The sequence below is a fragment of the Pseudonocardia sp. ICBG1142 genome (assembly GCF_020496255.1).
Lineage (GTDB): Bacteria > Actinomycetota > Actinomycetes > Mycobacteriales > Pseudonocardiaceae > Pseudonocardia.
The window spans coordinates 2,081,501-2,102,859 of sequence record NZ_JAHLJC010000030.1; the positions used below are offsets into that span (position 1 = coordinate 2,081,501).

The 21,359-nt window shown below is 74.4% G+C and carries 20 protein-coding genes and 1 pseudogene; 9 read left to right on the forward strand and 12 right to left on the reverse strand.

The window, feature by feature from the left end; translation table 11 throughout:
- The first annotated feature begins 134 nt into the window (after positions 1-134).
- Positions 135-1,880 carry a DEDD exonuclease domain-containing protein gene (locus KPL59_RS24120; protein ID WP_226362045.1) on the forward strand — a complete coding sequence of 582 codons (1,746 nt, stop codon included), beginning with the start codon at positions 135-137 and terminating at the stop codon, positions 1,878-1,880.
- 181 nt (positions 1,881-2,061) lie between these two features.
- Here KPL59_RS24120 and KPL59_RS24125 read toward each other — a convergent pair.
- The 4 genes and pseudogenes from KPL59_RS24125 to KPL59_RS24140 form a co-directional block, all read right to left on the reverse strand.
- Positions 2,062-3,777: pseudogene (locus KPL59_RS24125) on the reverse strand (cytochrome bc complex cytochrome b subunit).
- Positions 3,774-4,910: a ubiquinol-cytochrome c reductase iron-sulfur subunit gene (locus KPL59_RS24130; RefSeq protein WP_043279663.1), complete on the reverse strand. Its 1,137-nt coding sequence runs from the start codon at positions 4,908-4,910 to the stop codon at positions 3,774-3,776. Before KPL59_RS24130 ends, KPL59_RS24125 begins: the two are co-directional and overlap by 4 nt.
- Positions 4,907-5,773, reverse strand: a complete 867-nt coding sequence (locus tag KPL59_RS24135) for a c-type cytochrome (protein ID WP_226362046.1) — start codon at positions 5,771-5,773, stop codon at positions 4,907-4,909. Before KPL59_RS24135 ends, KPL59_RS24130 begins: the two co-directional genes overlap by 4 nt.
- 64 nt (positions 5,774-5,837) lie before the next feature.
- Complete coding sequence (locus KPL59_RS24140) at positions 5,838-6,449, reverse strand: heme-copper oxidase subunit III (RefSeq protein ID WP_020625132.1); 612 nt, start codon at positions 6,447-6,449, stop codon at positions 5,838-5,840.
- Positions 6,450-6,697: 248 nt separating this feature from the next.
- Here KPL59_RS24140 and KPL59_RS24145 point away from each other — a divergent pair, with 248 nt between their 5' ends.
- Positions 6,698-7,093: a response regulator gene (locus KPL59_RS24145; protein WP_020625131.1), complete on the forward strand. Its 396-nt coding sequence runs from the start codon at positions 6,698-6,700 to the stop codon at positions 7,091-7,093.
- Positions 7,094-7,116: 23 nt separating this feature from the next.
- Entirely contained in the window at positions 7,117-8,157 is a 1,041-nt protein-coding gene (gene trpD, locus KPL59_RS24150; RefSeq protein ID WP_226352935.1) for an anthranilate phosphoribosyltransferase, read from the forward strand.
- 144 nt (positions 8,158-8,301) lie between these two features.
- Here the strand turns inward: trpD and KPL59_RS24155 are convergent, their stop codons facing one another.
- Positions 8,302-8,580 carry an Lrp/AsnC family transcriptional regulator gene (locus tag KPL59_RS24155; protein WP_060711495.1) on the reverse strand — a complete coding sequence of 93 codons (279 nt, stop codon included), beginning with the start codon at positions 8,578-8,580 and terminating at the stop codon, positions 8,302-8,304.
- Between the two features lie 309 nt (positions 8,581-8,889).
- Between KPL59_RS24155 and KPL59_RS24160 the strand changes: the two genes are divergently transcribed.
- Positions 8,890-9,201: a hypothetical protein gene (locus KPL59_RS24160; protein WP_060711494.1), complete on the forward strand. Its 312-nt coding sequence runs from the start codon at positions 8,890-8,892 to the stop codon at positions 9,199-9,201.
- Between the two features lie 49 nt (positions 9,202-9,250).
- Here KPL59_RS24160 and KPL59_RS24165 read toward each other — a convergent pair whose 3' ends face one another.
- The 5 genes from KPL59_RS24165 to KPL59_RS24185 form a co-directional block, all read right to left on the reverse strand.
- Complete coding sequence (locus tag KPL59_RS24165; RefSeq protein ID WP_226362047.1) at positions 9,251-10,636, reverse strand: FAD-dependent oxidoreductase; 1,386 nt, start codon at positions 10,634-10,636, stop codon at positions 9,251-9,253.
- Positions 10,637-10,695: 59 nt separating this feature from the next.
- The gene (locus tag KPL59_RS24170) at positions 10,696-11,589 is read right to left on the reverse strand and encodes a PaaI family thioesterase (RefSeq protein ID WP_226362048.1); all 894 of its coding nucleotides are present in this window, start codon (positions 11,587-11,589) and stop codon (positions 10,696-10,698) included.
- A gap of 128 nt (positions 11,590-11,717) precedes the next feature.
- Positions 11,718-12,854 (reverse strand): LLM class flavin-dependent oxidoreductase, encoded by a 1,137-nt coding sequence (locus KPL59_RS24175; RefSeq protein WP_226362049.1) that lies wholly within the window; start codon positions 12,852-12,854, stop codon positions 11,718-11,720.
- 67 nt (positions 12,855-12,921) lie between these two features.
- On the reverse strand, positions 12,922-13,707 hold the full coding sequence (locus tag KPL59_RS24180) for an IclR family transcriptional regulator C-terminal domain-containing protein (protein WP_226352931.1): 786 nt from the start codon (positions 13,705-13,707) through the stop codon (positions 12,922-12,924).
- A complete protein-coding gene (locus KPL59_RS24185) occupies positions 13,704-14,855 on the reverse strand; it encodes a lyase family protein (protein WP_226362050.1) in 1,152 nt (383 codons plus the stop codon). The genes KPL59_RS24180 and KPL59_RS24185 overlap by 4 nt, the downstream gene beginning before the upstream one ends.
- On the opposite strand from KPL59_RS24185, the gene KPL59_RS24190 reads away from it, so the two are divergent.
- The 4 genes from KPL59_RS24190 to KPL59_RS24205 all read left to right on the forward strand — a co-directional run bounded on the left by KPL59_RS24190 (position 14,854) and on the right by KPL59_RS24205 (position 18,195).
- Positions 14,854-15,642: an HAD hydrolase-like protein gene (locus KPL59_RS24190; RefSeq protein ID WP_226362051.1), complete on the forward strand. Its 789-nt coding sequence runs from the start codon at positions 14,854-14,856 to the stop codon at positions 15,640-15,642. The two genes, KPL59_RS24185 and KPL59_RS24190, sit on opposite strands and share 2 nt — an antisense overlap.
- 68 nt (positions 15,643-15,710) lie before the next feature.
- Entirely contained in the window at positions 15,711-16,625 is a 915-nt protein-coding gene (locus KPL59_RS24195) for an MOSC domain-containing protein (RefSeq protein ID WP_226362052.1), read from the forward strand.
- 197 nt (positions 16,626-16,822) lie between these two features.
- Entirely contained in the window at positions 16,823-17,566 is a 744-nt protein-coding gene (locus KPL59_RS24200) for a CoA transferase subunit A (RefSeq protein ID WP_020626880.1), read from the forward strand.
- 2 nt (positions 17,567-17,568) lie between these two features.
- Positions 17,569-18,195, forward strand: a complete 627-nt coding sequence (locus tag KPL59_RS24205; protein ID WP_020626879.1) for a 3-oxoacid CoA-transferase subunit B — start codon at positions 17,569-17,571, stop codon at positions 18,193-18,195.
- A 71-nt stretch (positions 18,196-18,266) separates the two neighbouring features.
- Here KPL59_RS24205 and KPL59_RS24210 read toward each other — a convergent pair whose 3' ends face one another.
- Together KPL59_RS24210 and KPL59_RS24215 are read right to left on the reverse strand one after the other, a co-directional pair.
- Positions 18,267-19,475 (reverse strand): cytochrome P450, encoded by a 1,209-nt coding sequence (locus KPL59_RS24210; protein ID WP_226352166.1) that lies wholly within the window; start codon positions 19,473-19,475, stop codon positions 18,267-18,269.
- Positions 19,476-19,509: 34 nt separating this feature from the next.
- On the reverse strand, positions 19,510-20,679 hold the full coding sequence (locus tag KPL59_RS24215) for an FAD-binding oxidoreductase (protein ID WP_226362053.1): 1,170 nt from the start codon (positions 20,677-20,679) through the stop codon (positions 19,510-19,512).
- A gap of 258 nt (positions 20,680-20,937) precedes the next feature.
- Between KPL59_RS24215 and KPL59_RS36580 the strand changes: the two genes are divergently transcribed.
- On the forward strand, positions 20,938-21,246 hold the full coding sequence (locus tag KPL59_RS36580) for a hypothetical protein (RefSeq protein ID WP_264198159.1): 309 nt from the start codon (positions 20,938-20,940) through the stop codon (positions 21,244-21,246).
- Positions 21,247-21,359 lie beyond the last annotated feature (113 nt).

A 21,359-nucleotide genomic window follows, 5' to 3' on the forward strand; every position in this document is an offset into this window, starting at 1 on the left:
CCCGCCCGCCCCGGACCGCCGTCGGCGCGGCCGTCCCCGTACGGGGCGTGCCCGATCGGTGGCGGTGTCGCGCCCGCCCGGGTCCCGGCCGGGCGTTCGAACATACTGTCGGACCCGACGGCTACGGTGCGGGCGTGACCTCCTGCTCCCCGCAGCTCACCTTCGACGAGCTGGGCACGCCGCTGCGCGACGTCACCTTCTGCGTGGTGGACCTGGAGACGACCGGCGGCAGCCACCGGACCGACGCGATCACCGAGGTCGGCGCCGTCGCCGTCCGCGGCGGCAGCCGGATCTCCGAGCTCGGCACCCTGGTCGATCCGGGCGTGCGGATCCCCGCCGACATCACCCGCCTGACCGGCATCACCACGGCGATGCTGCACGGCGCACCGCCGCTGGGGGCGGTCCTGCCGTCGGTACTGGACATGCTCCGCGGCTCGGTCCTGGTGGCGCACAACGCCCCGTTCGACGCCGGGTTCCTCAAGGCCGCCTGCGAGCGCCTCGACCGTCCCTGGCCCCGCCCCCCGGTCCTGTGCACCGCCCGGCTCGCCCGTGCCGTGCTCCCGCACGCCGAGTGCCCCAGCGTGAAGCTGGGGGTCCTGGCCCGGCACTTCGGGTGTGCCACCACCCCGGACCACCGGGCGCTGACCGACGCCAGGGCGACCGTCGAGGTGCTGCACCACCTGCTGGAGCGGATCGGGAACCTGGGCGTGCAGAGCCTGGAGGAGCTGCTGCAGCTCGTGCGGGACCGGGCCCCGCACCGGCCCACCACCGCCCAGCGCCGCCGCAGGCACCTGGCGAACGACGTGCCCTCCGCGCCCGGGGTGTACCTGTTCCGCGGCGGCGACGGCCAGGTGCTCTACGTCGGCACCAGCGGTGACCTGCACCGGCGGGTGCGGTCGTACTTCACCGCCGGGGAGAAGCGCCGCCGGGTCCGGGACATGCTCGCCCGGGCCGAGAAGGTCGACACGGTGGTCTGCGCGCACGCCCTGGAGGCCTCGGTGCGCGAGCTGGCCCTCATCGCCGCGCACCGCCCGCCGTACAACCGGCGCTCGCGCAACCCCGGCCGGGCCTACTGGGTGGTGCCGACGGCGGAGGCGTTCCCGCGGCTGTCGGTCGTCGCCACCCCGCGGGCGGGCGCTCTGGGCCCGTTCGGGTCGCAGCGGGCCGCGACCGACGTGCTCGACGCGGCGCTGGACGCGCTGCCGCTGCGCCGGTGCACGATCCGCATCCCGGCCCGGAACCCGTCGGCGACACCGTGCGCGCTGCACGAGCTGGGCCGCTGCGCCGCGCCGTGCGCCGGTCTGCAGCCGGCCGAGGACTACGCGCCCGCCGTGCACGCCTGGGGTCACCTCGTGGCGGGCAAGGACGACGGCCCGCTGCGGGTGCTGGCCGCCGAGGTCGACGACCGGTCCGCGGGCGGGCGCTACGAGGCCGCCGCACGGGCCCGGGACCGGCTGGCCACGCTGGCCGCCGGGGTCGACCGGGGCACCACCCTGGCCGCGCTCGCGGGGATCGACGAGCTGGTCGGCGCCCGGCCCGACGGCCGGGGCGGCTGGGAGCTCGCCGTGCTGCGGCACGGACGGCTCGCCGCGGCGGGCACCGCGCCGCGCGGGGTGCGGCCGATGCCGGTCGTCGAGGCGCTGCGGGCCGGCGCGCAGACTGTCCTGCCGGGCGACGGGCCGCTGCGCGGGGCCCCGTCGGAGGAGGTCCGGATCCTGCACCGCTGGCTCACCAGCGGCGGGACCCGGCTGGTGTACTGCGACCCGCCGTGGGCGGAGCCGGCGTGGGGCGGGGGCGCCTGGCGCACCTGGGCCGAGCGGGCCCGGGAGGCCTCGCACCGCACCGGTGACCGCTCCCCCGACGAACCGGCCGGGGTCTGAGGTCGCACGGAGACCGCACGGGGGCCGGGCCGCACCGAAGCCGCACTGAAGCCGCACCGAAGCCGCACCGAGGCCACACGGAGGTCGTAGGGAGCTCGCACGGACGACGGCGGCCCCGCCGGAGACCGGGTCTCCGGCGGGGCCGCCGTGGAGTGCTTCCGGGCCGGGGCCCGGGCCGTGCTCAGTCGCGCGGCTGCTGCGGACGACCACCGTCGTCCGGGCGGCCCGCGAGCTCACCGTGCCCGGACTCGAGCTCCGCCCGCGCCTCGTGACGCCGGCGGGACTCCTCGAGCTCGCGCTCGTGGGCCTCATGGCGGGCCGCGGCCAGCGCACGGGACTCCTCGACCGGGTCGGGCGTGAGCAGCGAACCGGAGACCGGCTCACCCGCCGAGCCCAGCTGGTTCATCCGCTTGGGCACCGAGGCGCCCTGGTACTCCAGCGGGATGGCGTGGCCGTGCGCGTCGACGCCGCCCAGCGGCTGGTGCACCTCGATGAACTCGCCGTGCGGGAGCCGCTTGATGATGCCCGTCTCGATGCCGTGCTCCAACACCGCGCGGTCCGACCGCTGCAGACCGATGCACCAGCGGTAGGCCACCCAGTACACGATCGGCGGCACGACGAGCAGACCGATGCGGCCGGCCCACGTCGTCGCGTTCAGCGAGATGTGGAAGAAGTACGAGATCCAGTCGTTGAACCCGCACATCACGAGCCACAGGTAGAACGAGATCGCCATGGCGCCGAGCGCGGTCCGGACCGGCACGTCGCGCGGGCGCTGCAGCAGGTTGTGGATCGCGTCGTCGCCGGTGAAGCGCCGCTCGATCGACGGGTAGGCACCCGCGAGCACGAACAGCACCGGCAGGAAGCCCGCGGTGGGGATGAACGCCGCCGGGATCGTGTACGTCCCGAACAGGTAGAACTCCCACGGCGGGAAGATCCGGCCCATGCCCTCGGACCACAGCATGTAGAAGTCCGGCTGCGACCCGGCGGAGATGTGCGAGGCGTCGTACGGGCCGAGGTGCCAGATGGGGTTCATCTGGAACAGCCCCGAGATCAGCGCCAGCACACCGGCGACGACGAAGAAGAACGCGCCGCCCTTCGCCGCGAACTGCGGCATGATCCGCACGCCGACGACGTTGTTCTCGGTCCGGCCGGGGCCGGGGAACTGGGTGTGCTTCTGGTACCACACCAGCCCGAGGTGCACGGCGATCAGCGCGAGGATGATCCCGGGCAGGATCAGCACGTGGATGATATAGAGCCGCGGGATGATCTCGGTCCCGGGGAACTCGCCGCCGAACAGCGCCCAGTGCACCCAGGTGCCCATGATCGGCACGGTCAGCGTGATGCCCGAGGCGATGCGCAGACCCACACCGGAGAGCAGGTCGTCCGGCAGGGAGTAGCCGGTGAAGCCGGCGAAGGTGCCCAGCAGGATCAGCACGATCCCGATGGTCCAGTTGGCCTCGCGCGGCTTGCGGAACGCTCCGGTGAAGAACACCCGGAACATGTGGATGATCATCGCCGCGACGAACAGCAGCGCCGCCCAGTGGTGCAGCTGGCGCATGAACAGCCCGCCGCGGACCTCGAGGGAGATCTCCAGGGCGGACTCGTAGGCACGCGACATGTGCACGCCGCGCAGCGGGTCGTACGGCCCGTTGTAGACGACCTCCTGCATGGAGGGGTCGAAGAACAGCGCCAGGTAGGTGCCCGACAGCAGCACGATGATGAAGCTGTACAGGGCGATCTCGCCCAGCATGAACGACCAGTGGGTCGGGAAGACCTTGTTGAACTACTTCCGCAGACCTGCGGCCGCGTGGTAGCGCTGGTCCGCCTGGTCGAGTGCTTCGCCGCCCTTGGCCGCGAGGCCCCCCGAGGAGGTGGTGGGTGTCGTGATCGAACTCATGTCGTCTTCGGCCTCTCCCAGAACGCGGGTCCGACGGGCTCCACGAAGTCGCTGCGGGCGACGAAGAAGCCCTCCTCGTTCACCGTGATCGGCAGCTGAGGCAACGGCCGGGCGGCCGGCCCGAAGACGGGCTCGGCATCCTGGGTGGCCAGGAACTGCGACTGGTGGCACGGGCAGAGAATGCGGTTGTCCTGCGCCTGGAACAGCGAGGTCGGGCATCCGAGGTGGGTGCAGACCTTCGACCAGGCGTAGAAGTCACCGTAGTTGAAGTTCTCCTGACCGGGGCGCTTCGTGACCTCGGTCCCGGGGCGGAGACGGATGAGCATGACCGGCGCGTCCGAGGCGCGCTGCGCGTGCAGCAGCTCCTCCTCGTTGCCCCGCTCGCTCTCGCGGTACGGGAAGACCGTCATCATCGCGCCCGGCTCCATGTCCTCGGGTCGCACACGGGCGATCTCGGACAGGATGCCGGTGTCGGTGCGCAGGTAGACCGTCTCGCCGTTCTCCGGACGCCAGCCGGTGTGCCACAGCGGGGCGTTCTCACCCTCGGCCCACGGGTTCCGGATGATGCCGCCGAGCGCGACGACGCCGGTGCCGATTCCGGCGACGGCCGCCGCCAGCCCGGCGCTGCGGATGATCAGCTTGCGACGGCCGATCGTCGTGCCCTTGCCCGCGTCGGCGACCTGGGCCAGGAAGGTGGCGCGGTCGACGTCGGTGGACGGGCCGTCGTGGCGCTGCTGGACCGAGGTCTCGTCCGGGAAGAGCTTCTTCACCATCTGGATGACCGCGATGCCGATGGAGAGCACCGCGAACCCGAAGGTGAAGCCGATGACCGGGGTGTAGAGGTTGTAGAGCGCGTGGCCGGGCTCGCCGACGTTGACGTACTCCCACGGCCACGCGATGAACGCGACCACGAAGGCGATCATGGAGATCGCCGAGATGATGAACCACAGCGCGACCGAACGCTCGGCGCGCTTCTCCGCGCGGGTACCCGGGATCGGGAACGCCGGCGTGTTGTGCACGACCTCGACCTCGTCGAGCTCGCCGGCCAGACGGGCCAGCTGCTCGGGCGACATCTCGTCGAGCTCCTCCTTGGTCGGGCGACGGTCCGACCCGGTGCTGACTTCGCTGCTCAACTCTTCGCCCCCAACCAGATGGCGAACCCGACCAGACCGGACATCACGACGGCGAAGATGAAGATACCCTCGGCCGTCGGACCGAGACCCAGCAGCGAGTAGCCGCCCGGGTCGTTGGCGTGGTTCACCGACTTGATGTACGCGATGATGTCCTGCTTCTCCTGCGGCGTGAGCTGCTGGTCGGAGAAGCGCGGCATGTTCTGCGGGCCGGTCTGCATCGCGGTGTAGATCTGCTCCTCGCTGGCCGGCTCGAGCGCGGGAGCGTACTTGCCGGACGACAGCGCGCCGCCGACGCCGGTGAAGTTGTGGCACGAGGCGCAGTTCAGCCGGTACAGCACGCCACCACGGCCCGGGTCGTCGCCGCGCAGGGCCTCGCCGGTCGCGGCCGGTGTGACCGGCCCGCCGCCGTTGGCCTGCACGAACGCGCCCAGCGCCTCGAGGTTCGCCCGACCCTCCTGGGTCTCCGGGTCGAAGATCGGCAGCGGGTGCTTGCGGGCGGCCTGGGCCTCCTGGCGCGCCATCGGCATACGCCCCGAGGACACCTGGAAGTAGACCGCGGCGTCGCCGACGCCGATCAGGCTCGGGCCGCGCTCCTGGACACCCTGCAGGTTCGCGCCGTGGCACGTGATGCAGGTGTTGTTGTAGAGCTGCTCGCCCTTGGCGATCAGCGCGGTGTCCTGCTGGGCCTGGGCGACCTGCGGCTGCGGCGCGAAGGCGGCGTAGAGGAAACCGACGGACAGCAGGCCCAGCCCGATGGCGAGGGCGCCGGCGATGCGGCGCTTCACCTTGCCGTGCGGACGGGTGCGGCCCCCGGCCTTCTCGTCCGGCCGTTCGACCGGTGGTGGGTTCTGGTTCTCGGTCATCGCTGGGGGTCTTCCAACCTCGACGTCGTGGCGGGTGCTGTCAGGGGACGGGCGGCGCGATCGGTCAGCGGATGAAGTAGATCGTGGCGAACAGCCCGATCCACACCACGTCGACGAAGTGCCAGTAGTAGGACACCACGATCGCCGCGGTGGCCTGGGCGGGCGTGAACTTGCTGAGCTTCGTGCGGATGATCAGGTACACGAACGCGACGAGGCCACCGACCACGTGCAGCCCGTGGAAGCCGGTCGCCAGGTAGAAGACCGACCCGTAGGCGCTCGAGGAGATCGTCGTCTCGTGCGAGGTGACCAGGGTGTAGTACTCGAACGCCTGGCCGAGCACGAAGAACGTCCCCATCGCCAGCGTCAGGGCGTACCAGCGACGCAGCCCGAACACGTCGCCGCGCTCGGCCGCGAACACGCCGAACTGGCAGGTGAACGAGGACGCCACCAGGACGAGGGTGACCACCAGTGCGTAGGGGACGTCGAGCTCGGTGGGCGGCGGCGGCCAGGGGCCGTCGTTCTGCGCCCGCGCGGTGAAGTACATCGCGAACAGCCCGGCGAAGAACATCAGCTCGCTGGAGAGCCAGACGATGGTGCCGATGCTGACCAGGTTGGGGCGGTTCAGCGAATGGATCCGCGCGCTGATGTTGGGTGCCGCTGTCGTCACGTCGGGCATTATGACCCGAGCCGAACTTCTACGGCTTGTCGGGATACCCCTCACCGCATCACGATCGGCGAACGGACCCGATGATCGGGAACTCATCGCCTGGTCGGGACGACGGAGCGGCCGCCACGCGGCCCCGGCCCGGATCGCCGACACGACAACGTTCGGGGGTGTCGGGAGGTTCCCCTAGTATCGCCGGCGTGAGCGGACGAGCGGCAGAGATCGGCAGCGCGGCCGGGTCGGGGACGGGGACCAGCACGGTGCTGGTCTACAGCCACCGTCCCGAGGTCCGCGAGAGCATCATCGAGGCGGTCGGGCGGCGGCCCGCGCCGGACGTGGGCCGGGTGCGCTGGGTGGAGGCGGCCGGCATCGCCGAGGTCCTCGCGGCCTGCGACGCGGGTGAGGCCGACCTGCTGGTCCTCGACGGCGAGGCCCAGCCGACCGGCGGGATGGGCGTGGCCAAGCAGCTGCGTCACGAGATCGTCGACTGCCCGCCGATCGTGCTGACCGTCCGCCGCCGGGACGACCGCTGGCTCGCCACCTGGTCGGAGGCGGACGCCGTGCTGGTGCACCCGCTCGACCCGATCGAGGCGGCCGAGGTCGTCGCCCAGGTCCTGCGCGACCACCGGCCCGGCACCCTGACCCAGCAGCAGTAGCGAGACAGAGGACACCTCACGCCGTGAGCGCACCCACCTGGCCCTCCGTGATCGGCCGCCTGATGCGCGGCGAGGACGTCACCGCCGACGAGGCGACCTGGGCGATGGGTCAGGTGTTCGCCGGGGAGGCGACCCCGGCGCAGCTCGCCGGGTTCCTCGTCGCGCTGCGCGCGAAGGGCGAGACGCCCGCGGAGATCTCGGGCATGGCCGACGCGATGCTCGCCCATGCGCTGCGGGTGCACGTGCCCGGCCGCTCGGTCGACGTCGTCGGCACCGGCGGGGACCAGGCGCACACGGTGAACATCTCCACGATGGCGGCGATCGTCGTCGCGGCGGCGGGTGCGCCGGTCGTCAAGCACGGCGGGCGCGCGGCGTCGTCGCAGTGCGGGACGGCCGACGTGCTCGAGGAGCTGGGTGTCGCGATCGAGCTGACCCCTGCCGCGGTCGAACGGTGTGCCGCGGAGCTGGGGATCGCGTTCTGCTTCGCCCAGTCCTTCCACCCCGCCATGCGCTACGCAGGCGGGGTCCGTCGCGAGCTCGGGGTGCCGACCGCGATGAACCTGCTCGGGCCACTGTCCAACCCGGCCCAGCCCGAGACCGGTCTGATCGGCTGCGCCGACCCGCGGCACGCCGCGACGATGGCCGAGGTCTTCGCCCGGCGCGGCAAGTCGGTGCTGGTGGTGCGCGGCGACGACGGGCTCGACGAGCTGACCACCACCGGGCTCAGCACCGTCTGGATCAGTGACGGCGGCACCGTCCGCGAGGAGCGGCTCGACCCGGCCGACCTCGGGGTCGGCGTGGCCACCGCCGAGGACCTGCGCGGCGGTACCCGGCAGGTCAACGCCGCCGTGGTCCGCGACCTGGTGGCCGGCAAGAGCGGCCCGGTGCGCGACGCGGTGCTGCTCAACGCCGCGGGCGCGCTCGCCGCGCACCGCGGGATCGGCACCGACCTCACGGCCGCGATCGGGGACGCGCTCGACGCCGTCGCCGCGGCCGTGGACTCCGGCGCCGCGTCCGACCTGCTCACCCGCTGGGCGGCACTGTCCACCGAGCTGGCCGCCTGAGCGGACCGGCACCACCGTCCGCCGAGCCGGCCGCCCGAGCGGCCCGACACCGCCCTCAGCAGAGCCGGCCGCCCGAGCGGCCCGGCAGCGCCGTCCGCCGGGCCGGCCGCTCGCGCAGTCAGGTCAGTTGGGGCGGGACGGGGCTCAGTCGAGGCCGATGGCGAAGGCCGCGTCGGTGTCGGCCTTGGAGTAGGACCGGAACGCGATGTGCGTGTCGGTCCCGACGACGCCGTCGATCCGGCTGAGCCGGCTGGCGATCACGTCGGCGAGCTGCTCGTGCTCGCGCACCTTGACGATCGCGATCAGGTCCACGTCGCCGGCACAGGAGTAGACCTCCGACACGCCGTCGAGGTCCGCGATGGCCTGCGCGGTCTCGGGGATCCGGTCGGCGGCGGTGTGCACCAGGACGATCGCGGTGATCACGGTGGGGCTCCCCCTCGGGTCAGGGCGTGGCGGACACCGGTCAGGCTAGTGGGGGCATCCCCTGTGGCGCAGGCCGCATCCGGTTGCTACTGTCACCGTCATGCGCACCGTCGAGCACACCCTTGCTCCGGCCGCAGCGCCGCCCGCACTCATTCCCGCGGTAGTAGCACTGCGCGTCGGCTGATCCAGGCCGCCGACGCGCCCGCGCCGCAATCCCGGCGCTTCCCTCCCGCACACCGCGGTGAGGATCTTCGAGACCTGGCTCGCGTTCCCGCTTCTCTCTCGCGCAACGCACGGAGCCACACGATCATGAGCATCACCGCCGACCGCCCCACCACCACCTTCTCCTTCCCCACCGGTACCGGTGGCGCCGCGGACATCGCGTCCCGGATGCCCCGCCGGCACACCGTCGTCACCGGCGACGGGATGGCCGGGGTCATGCAGATCGCCTCGGCGCTGCAGAGCTGTGGCCGCACGCTGCGCGAGTTCTGCGTCGACGTCCGTGAGGGCGTCGCCTACAGCTCGGTCACCTGCACCCTGTCGATGACGCCCGACGAAGCCGACGACTTCACCCGCGGCATGGGCGCCATGCCCTGTGTCCTGGCCGTCGACCCGTACTGAGCCGTACTGAGCTGGACCGGCCGGTACCGAGGCGACAGGCCCGCGGCCGCTACGGGCGTGAGCTGCGGCTGCGGGCCGCGTCGAGCATCTCGGCCCGGTCCGCGATCTTGACCCGTTCGGTGCCGCCGCGCCGCTCCCCCAGGGCGATCTCGGCGGCGTCGAGGCGCAGCCAGTCCTCCCACAGCACGGGGTCGACGCCGTAGGAGCGCATCCGCTCGACGACGGCGTCGCCACCCGGCCGCGGCGGCGTCGCCAGGTCCGGCAGATCGGCCAGCACCGACTCCGCGGTCTGCGCGCCGTCGCCCTTGTTGGTGCCGATCACCCCGGTCGGGCCCCGCTTGATCCACCCGGCCACGTAGCTGCCGCGCACGGGCTCCCCACCGAGCAGCACCCGCCCGGCCTCGTTCGGGACGGTGCCGGTCGCCGGGTCGAACGGCAGCCCCTCGATGGGCTCGCCCGCATAGCCGATGGCCCGCACGACCAGGCCCGCCTCCAGGGTCTCGACCTCACCCGTGCCGTGCACCCGGCCGTCGGCGTCGACGGCGTTGCGTTCGACCACGACGGCGCCGACCCGGCCGGTGCCGTCGTCGACGAGCCGGACCGGCGACCGCAGGAACCGCAGGTGGATGCGCCGGCGCGCGCCGGTCTCGGACCGGGCGGCCCATTCGGTGAGCATCTCGATGTTCTGGCGCATCCGCCGTTCCTCCGGCTCGGCGACGCCCGCGGCGAGCAGGCCGTCGTCGTGCACCACGACGTCGACGTCGTCGAGACCCCCGAGACCGCGCAGCTCGGCGGGGGTGAACTTCACGTGCAGCGGGTCGCGCCGGACCAGCACGTGCACGTCGGTGACCGCGCTCGCCCGCAGCGCGTCGAGCACCGCGTCGTGCGCGTCGGTGGCGGCGAGGTCCTCGGCGGGGCGGGCCAGGACCCGCGCCACGTCGACGGCGACGTTCCCGGCGCCGACCACGACCGCGCCGGGGTGGTCGAGCAGCGGGCCGGGGCCCACCGCGTCGGGGTGCCCGCAGTACCAGGACACGAACGCCCCGGACCCGACCGAGCCCGCGAGATCCTCCCCCGGGACGCCGAGGTCGCGGTCGACCGCGCTGCCGGTGGCGTGCACGACGGCGTGGTAGTGCTCCCGCAGCGCCTCCCCCGGGATGCCGCCGGGACCGACGTGCACGTTGCCGAGGAACCGGACGCGGTCGCTGTCGTCGAAGGTCCGCACCAGCGCCCGGATGACCGACTTCATCTTCACGTGGTCGGGGGCGACGCCGTAGCGGACCAGACCGTAGGGCGCGGGCAGCCGGTCGATCACGTCGACGTGCACCGCCGGGTCCCCCGCCAGCAGCGCCTCGGCCGTGTACAGGCCGGACGGTCCGGATCCGATGACGGCGATCCGGTGGGGTCGTGGGCTGAGGACCTGCGGGGTCGACACGTGCGCACCTCCGAGCCGGGGACGGTGACGACGCTAACAGCGATGACCCGTCCGGGCGATCACCGACGCAGCGCGGTGCCGACGGCGCGCACCGCGGTCCGCCCGTCGGGCAGCAGCAGCTCCGTACTCAGGGTGCGGAAGCGCCGGCCGTCGCGGATCGCGACGGTGCGGGCCCGCAGCCGGTCGGTGACCTGCACCGGCCGCAGGAACTCCACCGTCGTCGACAGCGGCCGGGCGTCGCCGGCACCGGGGTGCGCGGACTGGGCCGCGGCGGCGAGCCCGGACAGGACCGCGCCGTGGGTGGTGCCGTTGAGGTTGGTCGTCGACGGGCCGGGGGTGAACACGACGTCGCCGTCGGCGTCGCGCTCGAGGTTCTCCGGCCGCAGCCGGGAGGCGTCGAACGGCGGCAGGGCGGCCCGCACGTCGGTGCCGGGCGCGGTGGCGTCGGGATCAGTGGCGTCGGGAGCGGTGGGGCCCGGGGCGGGAGCGGTCGCGAGCCCGCCGGGGCCCGCGGGGACACCGGTCAGCGCGAAGGTCGCGACGACGTGCGCCACGGCGACCCCGGTGTCGTCGTGCATCTCGGCCCGGCCGACACCGACGGCGTCGTCGAGGTGCAGCAGGGTCAGCTCGGCGCGCAGCCACCGCGCGTCCGCCGCGGGGATCCCGGCCAGGTCCAGGCGCAGGTCGACGGTGGGGGCGCCGGCGACGAGGCGCGCGGTGGAGAACACCAAGTAGCCCAGGCCCGCGTCCGCGAGGAGCGCCGGGACCACCGGGAGGATCCGGCCGTCGGCGGTACGGACGCCGTCGTGCAGCGGGGCGCGCACCACCGCACGCTCCCGCGTCGACGACGGGTCGGGGACCATCCCGAGACCGGACTCGACCGGCGCGCGCCGCAGCCGCTCCCGGGAGCCCGGTCCGGGCCTGGTCTGCTGCGGTTGCGTCGTACCGGTCATGATCCCATCGTGCGTCACCCCGGGGGTGCTCCCGGCTCCGGGTCCCGGTACCCGGCGGTGAGCAGTGCCGCCGCGTCGTCGACGGCGCGCCGCTCGCGGTGAGGACGCGCACCCGGCGATCGTGCCGGTCAGCCCGCCGTACGGGCGTACCGGCTCACCGGGCGGGCGAGCCCGAACTGGTCCCGCAACGTGCCGTCGTAGGGGGCGGGTGCCCAGGTGTCACCGAGCGCGGGGAGCAGGCCGTCGACGATCTCGTCGACCCCGGACGGCAACGCGAGCGGGACCAGGACGAACCCGTCCGCGGCGCGCTCCTCGGCGGCGTCGCGCAGGAGGGCGGCGAGCTCGGCCGGGTCGCCGACGTGGCGCAGCGTGGCCGGACCGGTGTCGGCGCCTGCCGGGGCGAGGGCGTCGAGCTCACGCAGCCGGGCGGGGGCGTCGTCGCCCAGCAGGGTCTCGACGTCGAGCAGCACGGTGACCTGCTCGGGGTCGCGCCCGGCGCCGGCGACGGCGGCCCGGACCTGGTCGCGGGCCTCGGCGGCACCGGCGACCGTGTCGGCCGCGACCCGGACGACATCGGCGTAGCGGCCGACGGTCGCCAGCGCGGCGGGCTCGTCGCCGCGCAGCACGGTCAGCGGCTGCCCCTGCGGCGGGCGCGGTGTGATCGACGGCCCGGTCACCGAGAAGAACTCGCCGGTGAAGTCGATGTGGTGGAGCCGGTCGCGGTCGACGAAACGCCCGGTGGCGGCGTCGCGGATCTCGGCGTCGTCCTCCCAGGAGTCCCACAGCCGCGCGGCGACCTCGATCACCTCGCCGGCCTCCCGCCACAGCGAGGCCGCGTCGCGGTCGGCGCGCGCACGGCCGAACAGGTCGGCCTCGGCCTGGGTGCGCGACACCTCGGGCTGCCACCCGGCTCGCCCGGTGGACACGAAGTCCAGGGTGGCCACGGCCTTGGACAGGTGGAACGGCTCGGTGTGGGTGACCGTCACCGTCGGGACGACCCCGATGCCGGGGACTGCGGGCGCGACCCGCGCGGCGACGGCGACGGCGTCGAGGGTGCCAGGCAGCGCGGCCGGGTCGGCGCCGGGCGGCTGCAGCGAGTCGGGCAGCGCGACGAGGTCGAGGCCGCCGCGCGCCGCGGTGCGCACCAGGTCCAGGTGGTACGGGGCGGTGAACAACCGGGCCGGGTCGGCGCCGCCGAGCCGCCACGCGCCGGCGTGGCGCCCCGCCGCTCCGAGTTCGACCGCCAGGTGCAGACGTCCGCTCACCGTGCCTCCGTCGCTCGTGTTCAGCTCCTGACCGAGCCAACCCGTCGCGGACGCGGTCTGTTCCCGGCTACCCGGCGGCGCGCAGGTCCGCCTCGATCGCGGCGGCGCAGGCGCGCAGCTCGGGCAGGATGTCCGCGCGCAGGCCGTCGGCGTCGTTGCGGGAGGCGTGGGTGGAGACGTTCGCGGCCGCGACGACCCGCCCCGCGCGGTCGTGGACCGGCACCGCGACCGAGCGCAGCCCGGCCTCGAGCTCCTGGTCGACGACGCAGTACCCGTCGGCGCGGACCCGGTCCAGCTCGGTGCGCAGCTGCTCCGGGGTCGAGACGGTGTGCGCGGTCAGCGCCGCGGGCTCCAGCGCGGCGAGGTGGGTGTCGAGGTCGGCGGGTGGGAGGGCGGCGAGCAGGACCCGGCCCATCGACGTCGCCCAGGCGGGGAAGCGGGTCCCGATCGTGATCGTGACGGTCATGATGCGCGAGGTGGGGACGCGGGCGACGTAGACGACGTCGTAGCCGGTGTGCGGGTCGCCGTCGAGGACCGACACCGACGCGGACTCGCGCACCGTGGCGACCAGCCGTTCCAGGTGCGGGGCGGCGATCTCGGGCAGCCCCATCGCGGACAGGTAGGACCAGCCGAGCTCCAGCACCCGCGGGGTCAGCGCGAACAGCCTGCCGTCGGTGCGGACGTAGCCCTCCTCGGCGAGGGTGAGCAGGAACCGGCGCGCCGCGGCGCGGGTGAGCCCGGTGGCACGGGCGACGTCGGCGAGGGTCTGCTGCGGACGCTGCGCGTCGAAGGACCGGATGACGGCCAGACCGCGGGCCAGCGAGCGGACCTGCTCGGTGCGCGGGGCGCTCATCCGGGCCGCCCGGCGAGGACGGTGTCGACCAGGTCGGTGGCGTGCCCGGTGCCCGAGCCCTGGGCGCCCGCGGCGAGGGCGAGGTTGCGGCCCATCGCCCCGGGGTGCACCTGCAGTCCCTCCAGGCTCACCCGCAGCCGGGCCGCGGCACCCGCGGTGACCCGCAGCAGCGCGACGAGCGTCTCCCACTCCGCGTGCCAGGCCCCGGCGGCGCGCTGGAACTCCTGCTCGGCGCCCGCGAGCAGCGTCGCGACCAGGCCGGGTGCGCGCTTCGCGGCGCCGCGGGCGGTGACGGCGGCGGCCGGGTTGCGCTTGTGCGGCATCGACGACGAGTCCCCCGGCGCGGACTCCGACACCTCGCCGAGCTCGGTGGCGGACAGCAGCACCACGTCGCCCGCGGGCTTCGCACAGGCCCCGGCGGCGACGCCGAGTGCCCCGGCGAGCTCGCCGACCCGGCTGCGTTCGGTGTGCCACGGCACGCCCTGCGGGGCGAGCCCGAGCCGCGCGGCCAGTGCGTCGGCGACGGCCGGGCCGTGCGGGTGGACGGCCGCGAGGGTGCCCGCGGCGCCGCCGTAGGAGACCGGCAGGGCGTCGAGCACCCGGTCGAGACCGGTGCGCGCCCGGTCCAGCCCGGTGCACCAGGTCGCGGCGACCAGGCCGAAGGTGGTGGGCAACGCCTGCTGGCCGAGGGTGCGGGCCGCGCACGGGGTGTCGCGGTGGGCGGCGGCGAGCGCGGCCGCGGCGTCGGCGCAGGCCGTGAGGTCGGTGACGATGCGGTGCCCGGCCCGGCGGGCGAGCAGCATCAGCGCGGTGTCCATGACGTCCTGACTGGTCGCGCCCGGGTGTACCGCCCGCTCGGCGCCGGGCTGGATTCGCGCCGCGGCCGCCTTGAGCCTTTTGACCAGCGGGATGACCGGGTTGCCGCCCTCGACCGACTCGGCGGCCAGCGTGTGCGGGTCGAGGCCCGCGACGGCGGCGACGGCGCGTTCCACCGCGTCGGCGTCGTGCTCGGCGACCGCGCCCTGCTCGGCGGCGACGGCCGACAGCGCCAGCTCGACCTCCAGCAGGGCGGCGATCCACGCGCCGTCGTCGAGCAGGCCGTCGACCCGGTCGGTACCGGACAGGGGCCCGAGCAACGTGTTCGCCATGCGTACGAGCGTACGGCCTGCGACCGCCGGGGAGGAGGACGCCCACGTCGCCCGGCAGGCAGAATGGCCCGACGTGTTGACCCACATCCTGCTCGACCTCGACGGCACCCTCGTCGACTCCGCCCCCGGCATCCTCGGCTCGATGCGCCGCGCCATCGACGAGGTGGGCCTGGACGTCCCCGAGTCCGCGCTCGGCACCCACCTGCTCGGCCCGCCGCTGTACCGCAGCCTGCCCCCGATCCTCGGCGAGGAGGGCACCGCCGCGGTGCTGCCGGTGTACCGGCGGATCTACGGCGACGAGGACGGCTGCCTGGACTGCACTCCGTACCCCGGCGTCGAGGAGCTGCTGCGCGCGCTGTCCGCGGCCGGCGTGACGATGGCCCTGGCCACCAGCAAGGCCGAGCCGCCGGCCCGGCGGATCATCGCCCACCACGGCTGGACCGACCTGTTCACCGAGATCGTCGGCGACACCCGCACCGCGGACCGGCCGACCAAGGGCGCCGTCGTCGCCGAGGCGCTGCGCCGGCTCGGGCACCCGTCCGGTGCCGACGAGCCGTTGATGGTCGGCGACCGGCTGCACGACGTCGAGGGCGCCGCCGAGCACGGGCTGCGCTGCGTCGGCGCGGGCTGGGGCTACGCCGAGCCCGGTGAGCTGGTCGCGGCCGGCGCGGACACCGTCTACGACTCCGCGGACGAGCTCCGGGTCGCCCTGCTGGGCCGAACGGGTGGTCCGACGGGGCAGGACGGCGCATCCGCGGCGACCCTCCCCCGGCAGTCCCTCAGCTGAGACCCGGCCGGGCGGCCCCCTCCGTCCGGCCCGTGCCGGGAACGCGGACGGGCCGATATACACCGGACATGACGGTCGTCGCGCTGTACCGGTACCCGGTCAAGTCCATGCTCGGTGAGTCCCTGACCCGGGCCACCGTCACCGGGCGGGGGCTGCTGGGCGACCGCGCCTATGCGGTGCTCGACACCGAGACCGGGAGCATCGCCAGCGCCAAGGTGCCCAGGCGCTGGCTCGGACTGCTCGGCTTCGCGGCCCGGTTCGTCGCCGAGCCGGTGCCCGGGGAGCCGCTGCCTCCGGTCGAGATCACCTTCCCGGACGGCTCGGTCCTGCGCAGCGACGACGAGGGCCTGGACACCGCGCTGTCGGACGCGCTCGGGCGGGACGTGTCGCTGGTCTCGGTTCCGCCGGAGGGCAGCCACTTCGAGGAGCTGTGGCCCGACATCGAGGGCCTCACCCCGCAGCAGCTCGCCCCGCGCGCGCTCATCGAGGCCACGACGACCCGGCACGAGGACTCCGGCGAGGCCATCAGCCGGTTCGACATCTCCGCGTTCGGGGCGCCGGGCACGTTCTTCGACCTGTCGTCGCTGCACGTGCTCACCGAGTCCACCCTCGACCGGCTCCGCGAGCTCGCGCCGGAGGCGACCTTCGACCCGCTGCGCTACCGGCCGAACATCGTGCTCCGCGCCGACTCCTCCCCCGACGGCCACGGCTTCGTCGAGAACGACTGGCCGGGCAGCACGTCGACGATCGGCGAGGAGGTCCGGGTCTCCTTCTCCTTCGCCACCATGCGGTGCGTCATGACGACGCTCCCCCAGGGCGACCTGCCCGACGACCCGGACACCCTGCGCACGATCGCGAAGCACAACCGCATCGAGATCCCGCAGATCGGCGGGGTCTGGGCGTGCGCGGGCGTGTACGCCGAGGTCGCCGCGGGCGGGGAGATCGCCGTCGGCGACCCGCACACCGCCCCCGCCCCGGCCTGACCCACGCCGGCCCGCCCGACCGACGGTGCGCCGCAACGGCGGCGGTCGTCGAGATGCAGCCCAGCGGGGTACGAGGCGCCCTCGGGCCCCGCTGAGCTGCATCTCGGCGCGTGGACGCCGGTCCGGCTGTGTTCGCAGAGCGAACGCTTGTGCGTCTGTCGTACGCCGCGTACCGTCGTCGGCGACGGAGGTGCGTGATGGACAAGGTGGTGGCATCCGCCGCGGAGGCGGTCGCCGACATCGGCGACGGGGCGTCGCTCGCGGTCGGCGGGTTCGGCATGTCCGGGGTTCCGACGGTGCTGATCGCGGCGCTGCTGGAACAGGGCGCGACGGACCTGGAGACGATCTCGAACAACCTGGGCGTCGACGGCTTCGGCCTGGGCACCCTGCTCGCCGCCGGGCGCATCCGGCGCACGATCGGCTCCTACGTCGGCAACAACAAGGAGTTCGCCCGCCAGTACCTCGCCGGCGAGCTGGAGCTGGAGCTGACCCCGCAGGGCACCCTCGCCGAGCGGCTGCGGGCCGGCGGCGCGGGCATCCCGGCGTTCTACACCCCGGCCGGGGTCGGCACGCTGGTCGCCGAGGGCGGGCTGCCCTGGCGCTACGCGGCCGACGGCTCGGTCGCCGTCGAGTCCCCGGCGAAGGAGACCCGCGAGTTCGACGGCGTGACCTACGTCCTCGAGCGTGCCCTCACCCCGGACTTCGCGCTGGTCCACGCCTGGAAGGGCGACCGGCACGGCAACCTGGTGTTCCGGCGCGCGGCGCGCAACTTCAACCCGGACTGCGCCGCGGCCGGGCGGACGACGATCGCCCAGGTCGAGCACCTGGTCGAGCCCGGGGAGATCGACCCCGACGAGGTCCACACCCCCGGCATCCACGTGCACCGCGTGCTGCACGTCCCCGACGTCGAGAAGCCGGTCGAGTTCAGGACGGTGCGTTGACCATGGCCCTCAACCGTGACGAGATGGCCGCCCGGGTCGCGGCGGAGCTGCCCGACGGCGCGTACGTCAACCTCGGCATCGGCATGCCGACCCTGGTCCCCGGGCACATCCCCGAGGGCCGGACGGTCGTGCTGCACTCGGAGAACGGGATCCTCGGCGTCGGCCCCTACCCCACCGACGACGAGGTCGACCCCGACCTCATCAACGCCGGCAAGGAGACCGTCACCGTCGCCGCCGGTGCCGCCTTCTTCGGCTCCGCCGAGAGCTTCGGCCAGATCCGGGCCGGGAAGCTCGACGTGGCCGTCCTGGGCGGGATGGAGGTCGCCGCGAACGGCGACCTCGCGAACTGGGCGATCCCCGGCAAGATGATCAAGGGGATGGGCGGCGCGATGGACCTCGTCCACGGCGCGCGCTCGGTGATCGTGATGATGGACCACGTCTCCAAGGACGGGTCCCCCAAGATCGTGGAGCGGTGCTCGCTGCCGATCACCGGCCTCGGCTGCGTCACGAAGATCGTCACCGACCTGGCCGTGATCGACGTGACGCCGGACGGGCTCGCACTGGTCGAGACCGCGCCCGGCGTCACCGCCGACGAGGTCCGGGAGAAGACCGGCGCTCCGCTGCGCTGACCCCGACCCGCTGCACCGACGGCTGCCCGCCGGGCGCGCCCCCTCGGTCGCGTCCGGCGGCGGCGCGTCCCTCAGGCGGGCGCGCCCGGCGTGACCGGCAGCCCGGACAGGCCCCGGACCAGCGTCGACTCGCGGTAGACGAGCTCCGAGGGGTCGACGGCCAGCGCCAGGTCCGGCCGCTGCGCGATGAGCCTGCCGATCGCCACCCGCCCCTCGGTGCGGGCCAGCTGCGCGCCCAGGCAGAAGTGGATGCCGTGACCGAAGAACACCCCGGACGAGGAGTCCCGGGTGATGTCGAGGCGATCCGGGTCCGCCAGCCACTCCGGGTCCCGGTTCGCCGCGGCGAGCCCCAGCATCACGGTCGACCCGGCGGGGATGGTCACCCCGGAGTACTCGACGTCCTCGCTGGCGAAGCGCATCGGGGCGTTGGAGACCGGGGACTCGAAGCGCAGGAACTCCTCCACCGCCGAGTTGATCAGCGACGGGTCGGCCTTCAGCCGGGCGTGCTGCTCGGGGTGGGTCAGCAGGGCGAGCACGCCGTTGCCGATCAGGTTGACCGTGGTCTCGTGCCCGGCGATGAGCAGCAGGGTCGCCATCGCGACGAGCTCCTCGGAGGACAGCCGGTCGCCGTCGGCGTCGCTGACGGCGAGCAGGCCGGAGAGCAGGGCGTCGTCGGGCTCGGTGCGCTTGCGCTCGATCAGCTCGGCGAGGTAGCTGTTCAGGCTGCCCATCGCGGCGAACTTCTCCTCCTGCGGGGAGTCGTCGACCAGCACCGACGACCACGCGGAGAACTTGTCGCGATCCTCGGCGGGCACGCCCAGCAGCTCGCAGATGACCAGCACCGGGACGAGGAACGCGTACTGGCGCATGAGGTCGACGGGGCCCTCGGCGGGCAGCGCGTCGAGCAGCTCCTGGGTGATCTCCTCGACCCTGGGCTGCAGGTCGTTCATCCGCCGCACGGTGAACGAGCGGCCGACGAGCTTGCGCAGCCGGGTGTGGTCCGGCGGGTCCATCAGGATCATCATCGGGATCGGCGCGGCCGGCTGGCCCTCGCGCTGGTCGGCGGGCAGCGTGTACCGCCAGTCCTTGCTCAGCCGCGGGTCGACGAACGCCGCGCGGACGTCGGCGTACCGGCTGATCAGCCACACCTTCCCGTCCGGAAGTGCGAGCTCCCGCACCGGCTCCTCGGTGCGCAGGGCCGCGTAGGCGGGGTGCGGGTCGGTCCAGAAGTCGCCCGAGAACAGGTCGTGCGTCTCGGTGCCGGTGGTGGTCAGCGCCATGGGTCCATCGTGCCAGCCAGTGGTAAGCGAGCGCTTACGTCAATCGTGTGACGGAGCACGCAGCCGGGTCGAGATCGATGTCGGCCGGCGACGGGCGGCCGAGGACGACCGACGCGGCCAGCGCGGCCAGCGCCGGGGCTGACTCGATGCCCGACCCGCCCTGCCCCGCGACGAAGAAGAAGCCGGGGTGCTCCGGCCGCGCACCCAGCACGGGGGCACGGTCGGGGGCGAAGGTCCGCAGCCCCGCCCACGCGGTCCGCACCGACCGCAGCCCCAACGTGGTCGCCGCGCCCACCCGGTCCAGGGCGAGGGCGACGTCGAGCTCGTCGGGACGGGCGTCGCCCGGCTCGGCCGGGGTCTCGTCGGCCGGGGAGACGAGCACCGTGTCCGCCTCGGCCTTGAGGTACCAGCGCTCGGCGGCATCGACGACCATCGGCAGGACGGCGCCGTCGACGGTGAGCACCGACGGGTCGGCGACCGGGCAGGCCGCGATCGTGCGCCGGTAGGGGGTCAGCCCGGCACCGGGCACGCCGGCGAGTGCCGCCACCGCGTCGGCCCAGGCGCCGGCCGCGTCGACGACCGTCTCCGCCCGCACCCGGTGCCCGGCGGCCGTCGTGGCGGTCCAGCCGGAGCCGTCCCGCTCCAGCGCGGCCACCCGGGCCCCGCGCAGCACGGTGCCGCCGCGGGCGCGCAGCCCGCGCCGGTAGCCGTCGTGCAGGGCGGCGGTGTCGACGTCGCAGGCACCGGCGGTCCACGCGGCCGCACGCGGGGCCCGGCGCAGCACCGGCACGCGTCGCCAGGCCTGCTCGGGGTCCAGCGCGACCGGGGCGCCGGGCTCGCCGTGCTGCTCGCGCACCGTCGTGGCGAGGTGGTCGGCGGCCAGGTCGTCGTCGGCGACGTGCAGGACCGGGCGCGGGCTCAGCAGCGGTGGCGTGCCGAGCAGCGCGGGCAGCGCGGCGAACCGCGGGCCCGAGGCGTCGATCAGCGCGCGGAACGGGCCGGAGCCGTGCCCGGGGATGTAGGTCGCCGCGGAGCGGGCGGTGGAGTGGACCGGCAGGTCGTCCTCCGCCTCGGTCAGCACGACCCGGGCGTGCGCAGCCAGCTCCCACGCGACCGACACCCCCGCGATGCCGCCGCCGATCACCAGCACGTCCGCCGTCACCGTGCCCGCCGTCCCTGCCGTACCCGTGCCCGCCGTACCCATGCCCGCGACGATAGGGCGGCGGCGCCGGGGAAAACCGGTGGCACCGGTCGGGGTCGTCGTCGTAGCGTCGCCGCCATGCTGATCCGGTTCCTCTGAGCGACCCGCGCGGTCGATCTCCGCGCCCTCCGTCGCCGGCCCGTGACGTCCTCACCGGGCCCCGGAACCGTCGCCGCCCTCGCGCGGCCCCTCCGGCGTCCCCGCGCGTCACCGGCCCCTCCCACCCGGTCCGAGTCCGACCCGATGTTCCGAGGAGGTCGTATGCCCACGACCCGCCACACCACCGCGCACACCACCGCCCACAGCGCAGCCCACAGCACAGCCCGACCGACCGACGCGTCCGCGGTTCCCGGTCCCCTGACCGGCGAGACCGGGCCCGACACGGCCGGCGGGGCGGCACCCGGCGGAGCCACCGCCGCCGCACCCGCCAACCGCGCCGAGCGCCGTGCGGCCGAGCGCGGCCGGTCCGGCGCGCCGGGCGGCCCGGCGGCACCGCGCACGGCGGGGCCGGCCCCGCAGGCCCGCCCGGCCCACGTCCGCACGGACTTCGCCGCCCGCCGCAGCGGCTGACCGCACGGGGAGCACGGACCGGGCACCGGAGACGCCGACGGGCGACCCTTCGTGTGCCCGGTCCGTGATCACTCCCGGCGGCGCGCCCCGACGGGGGTGCGACGTGGGAGGCT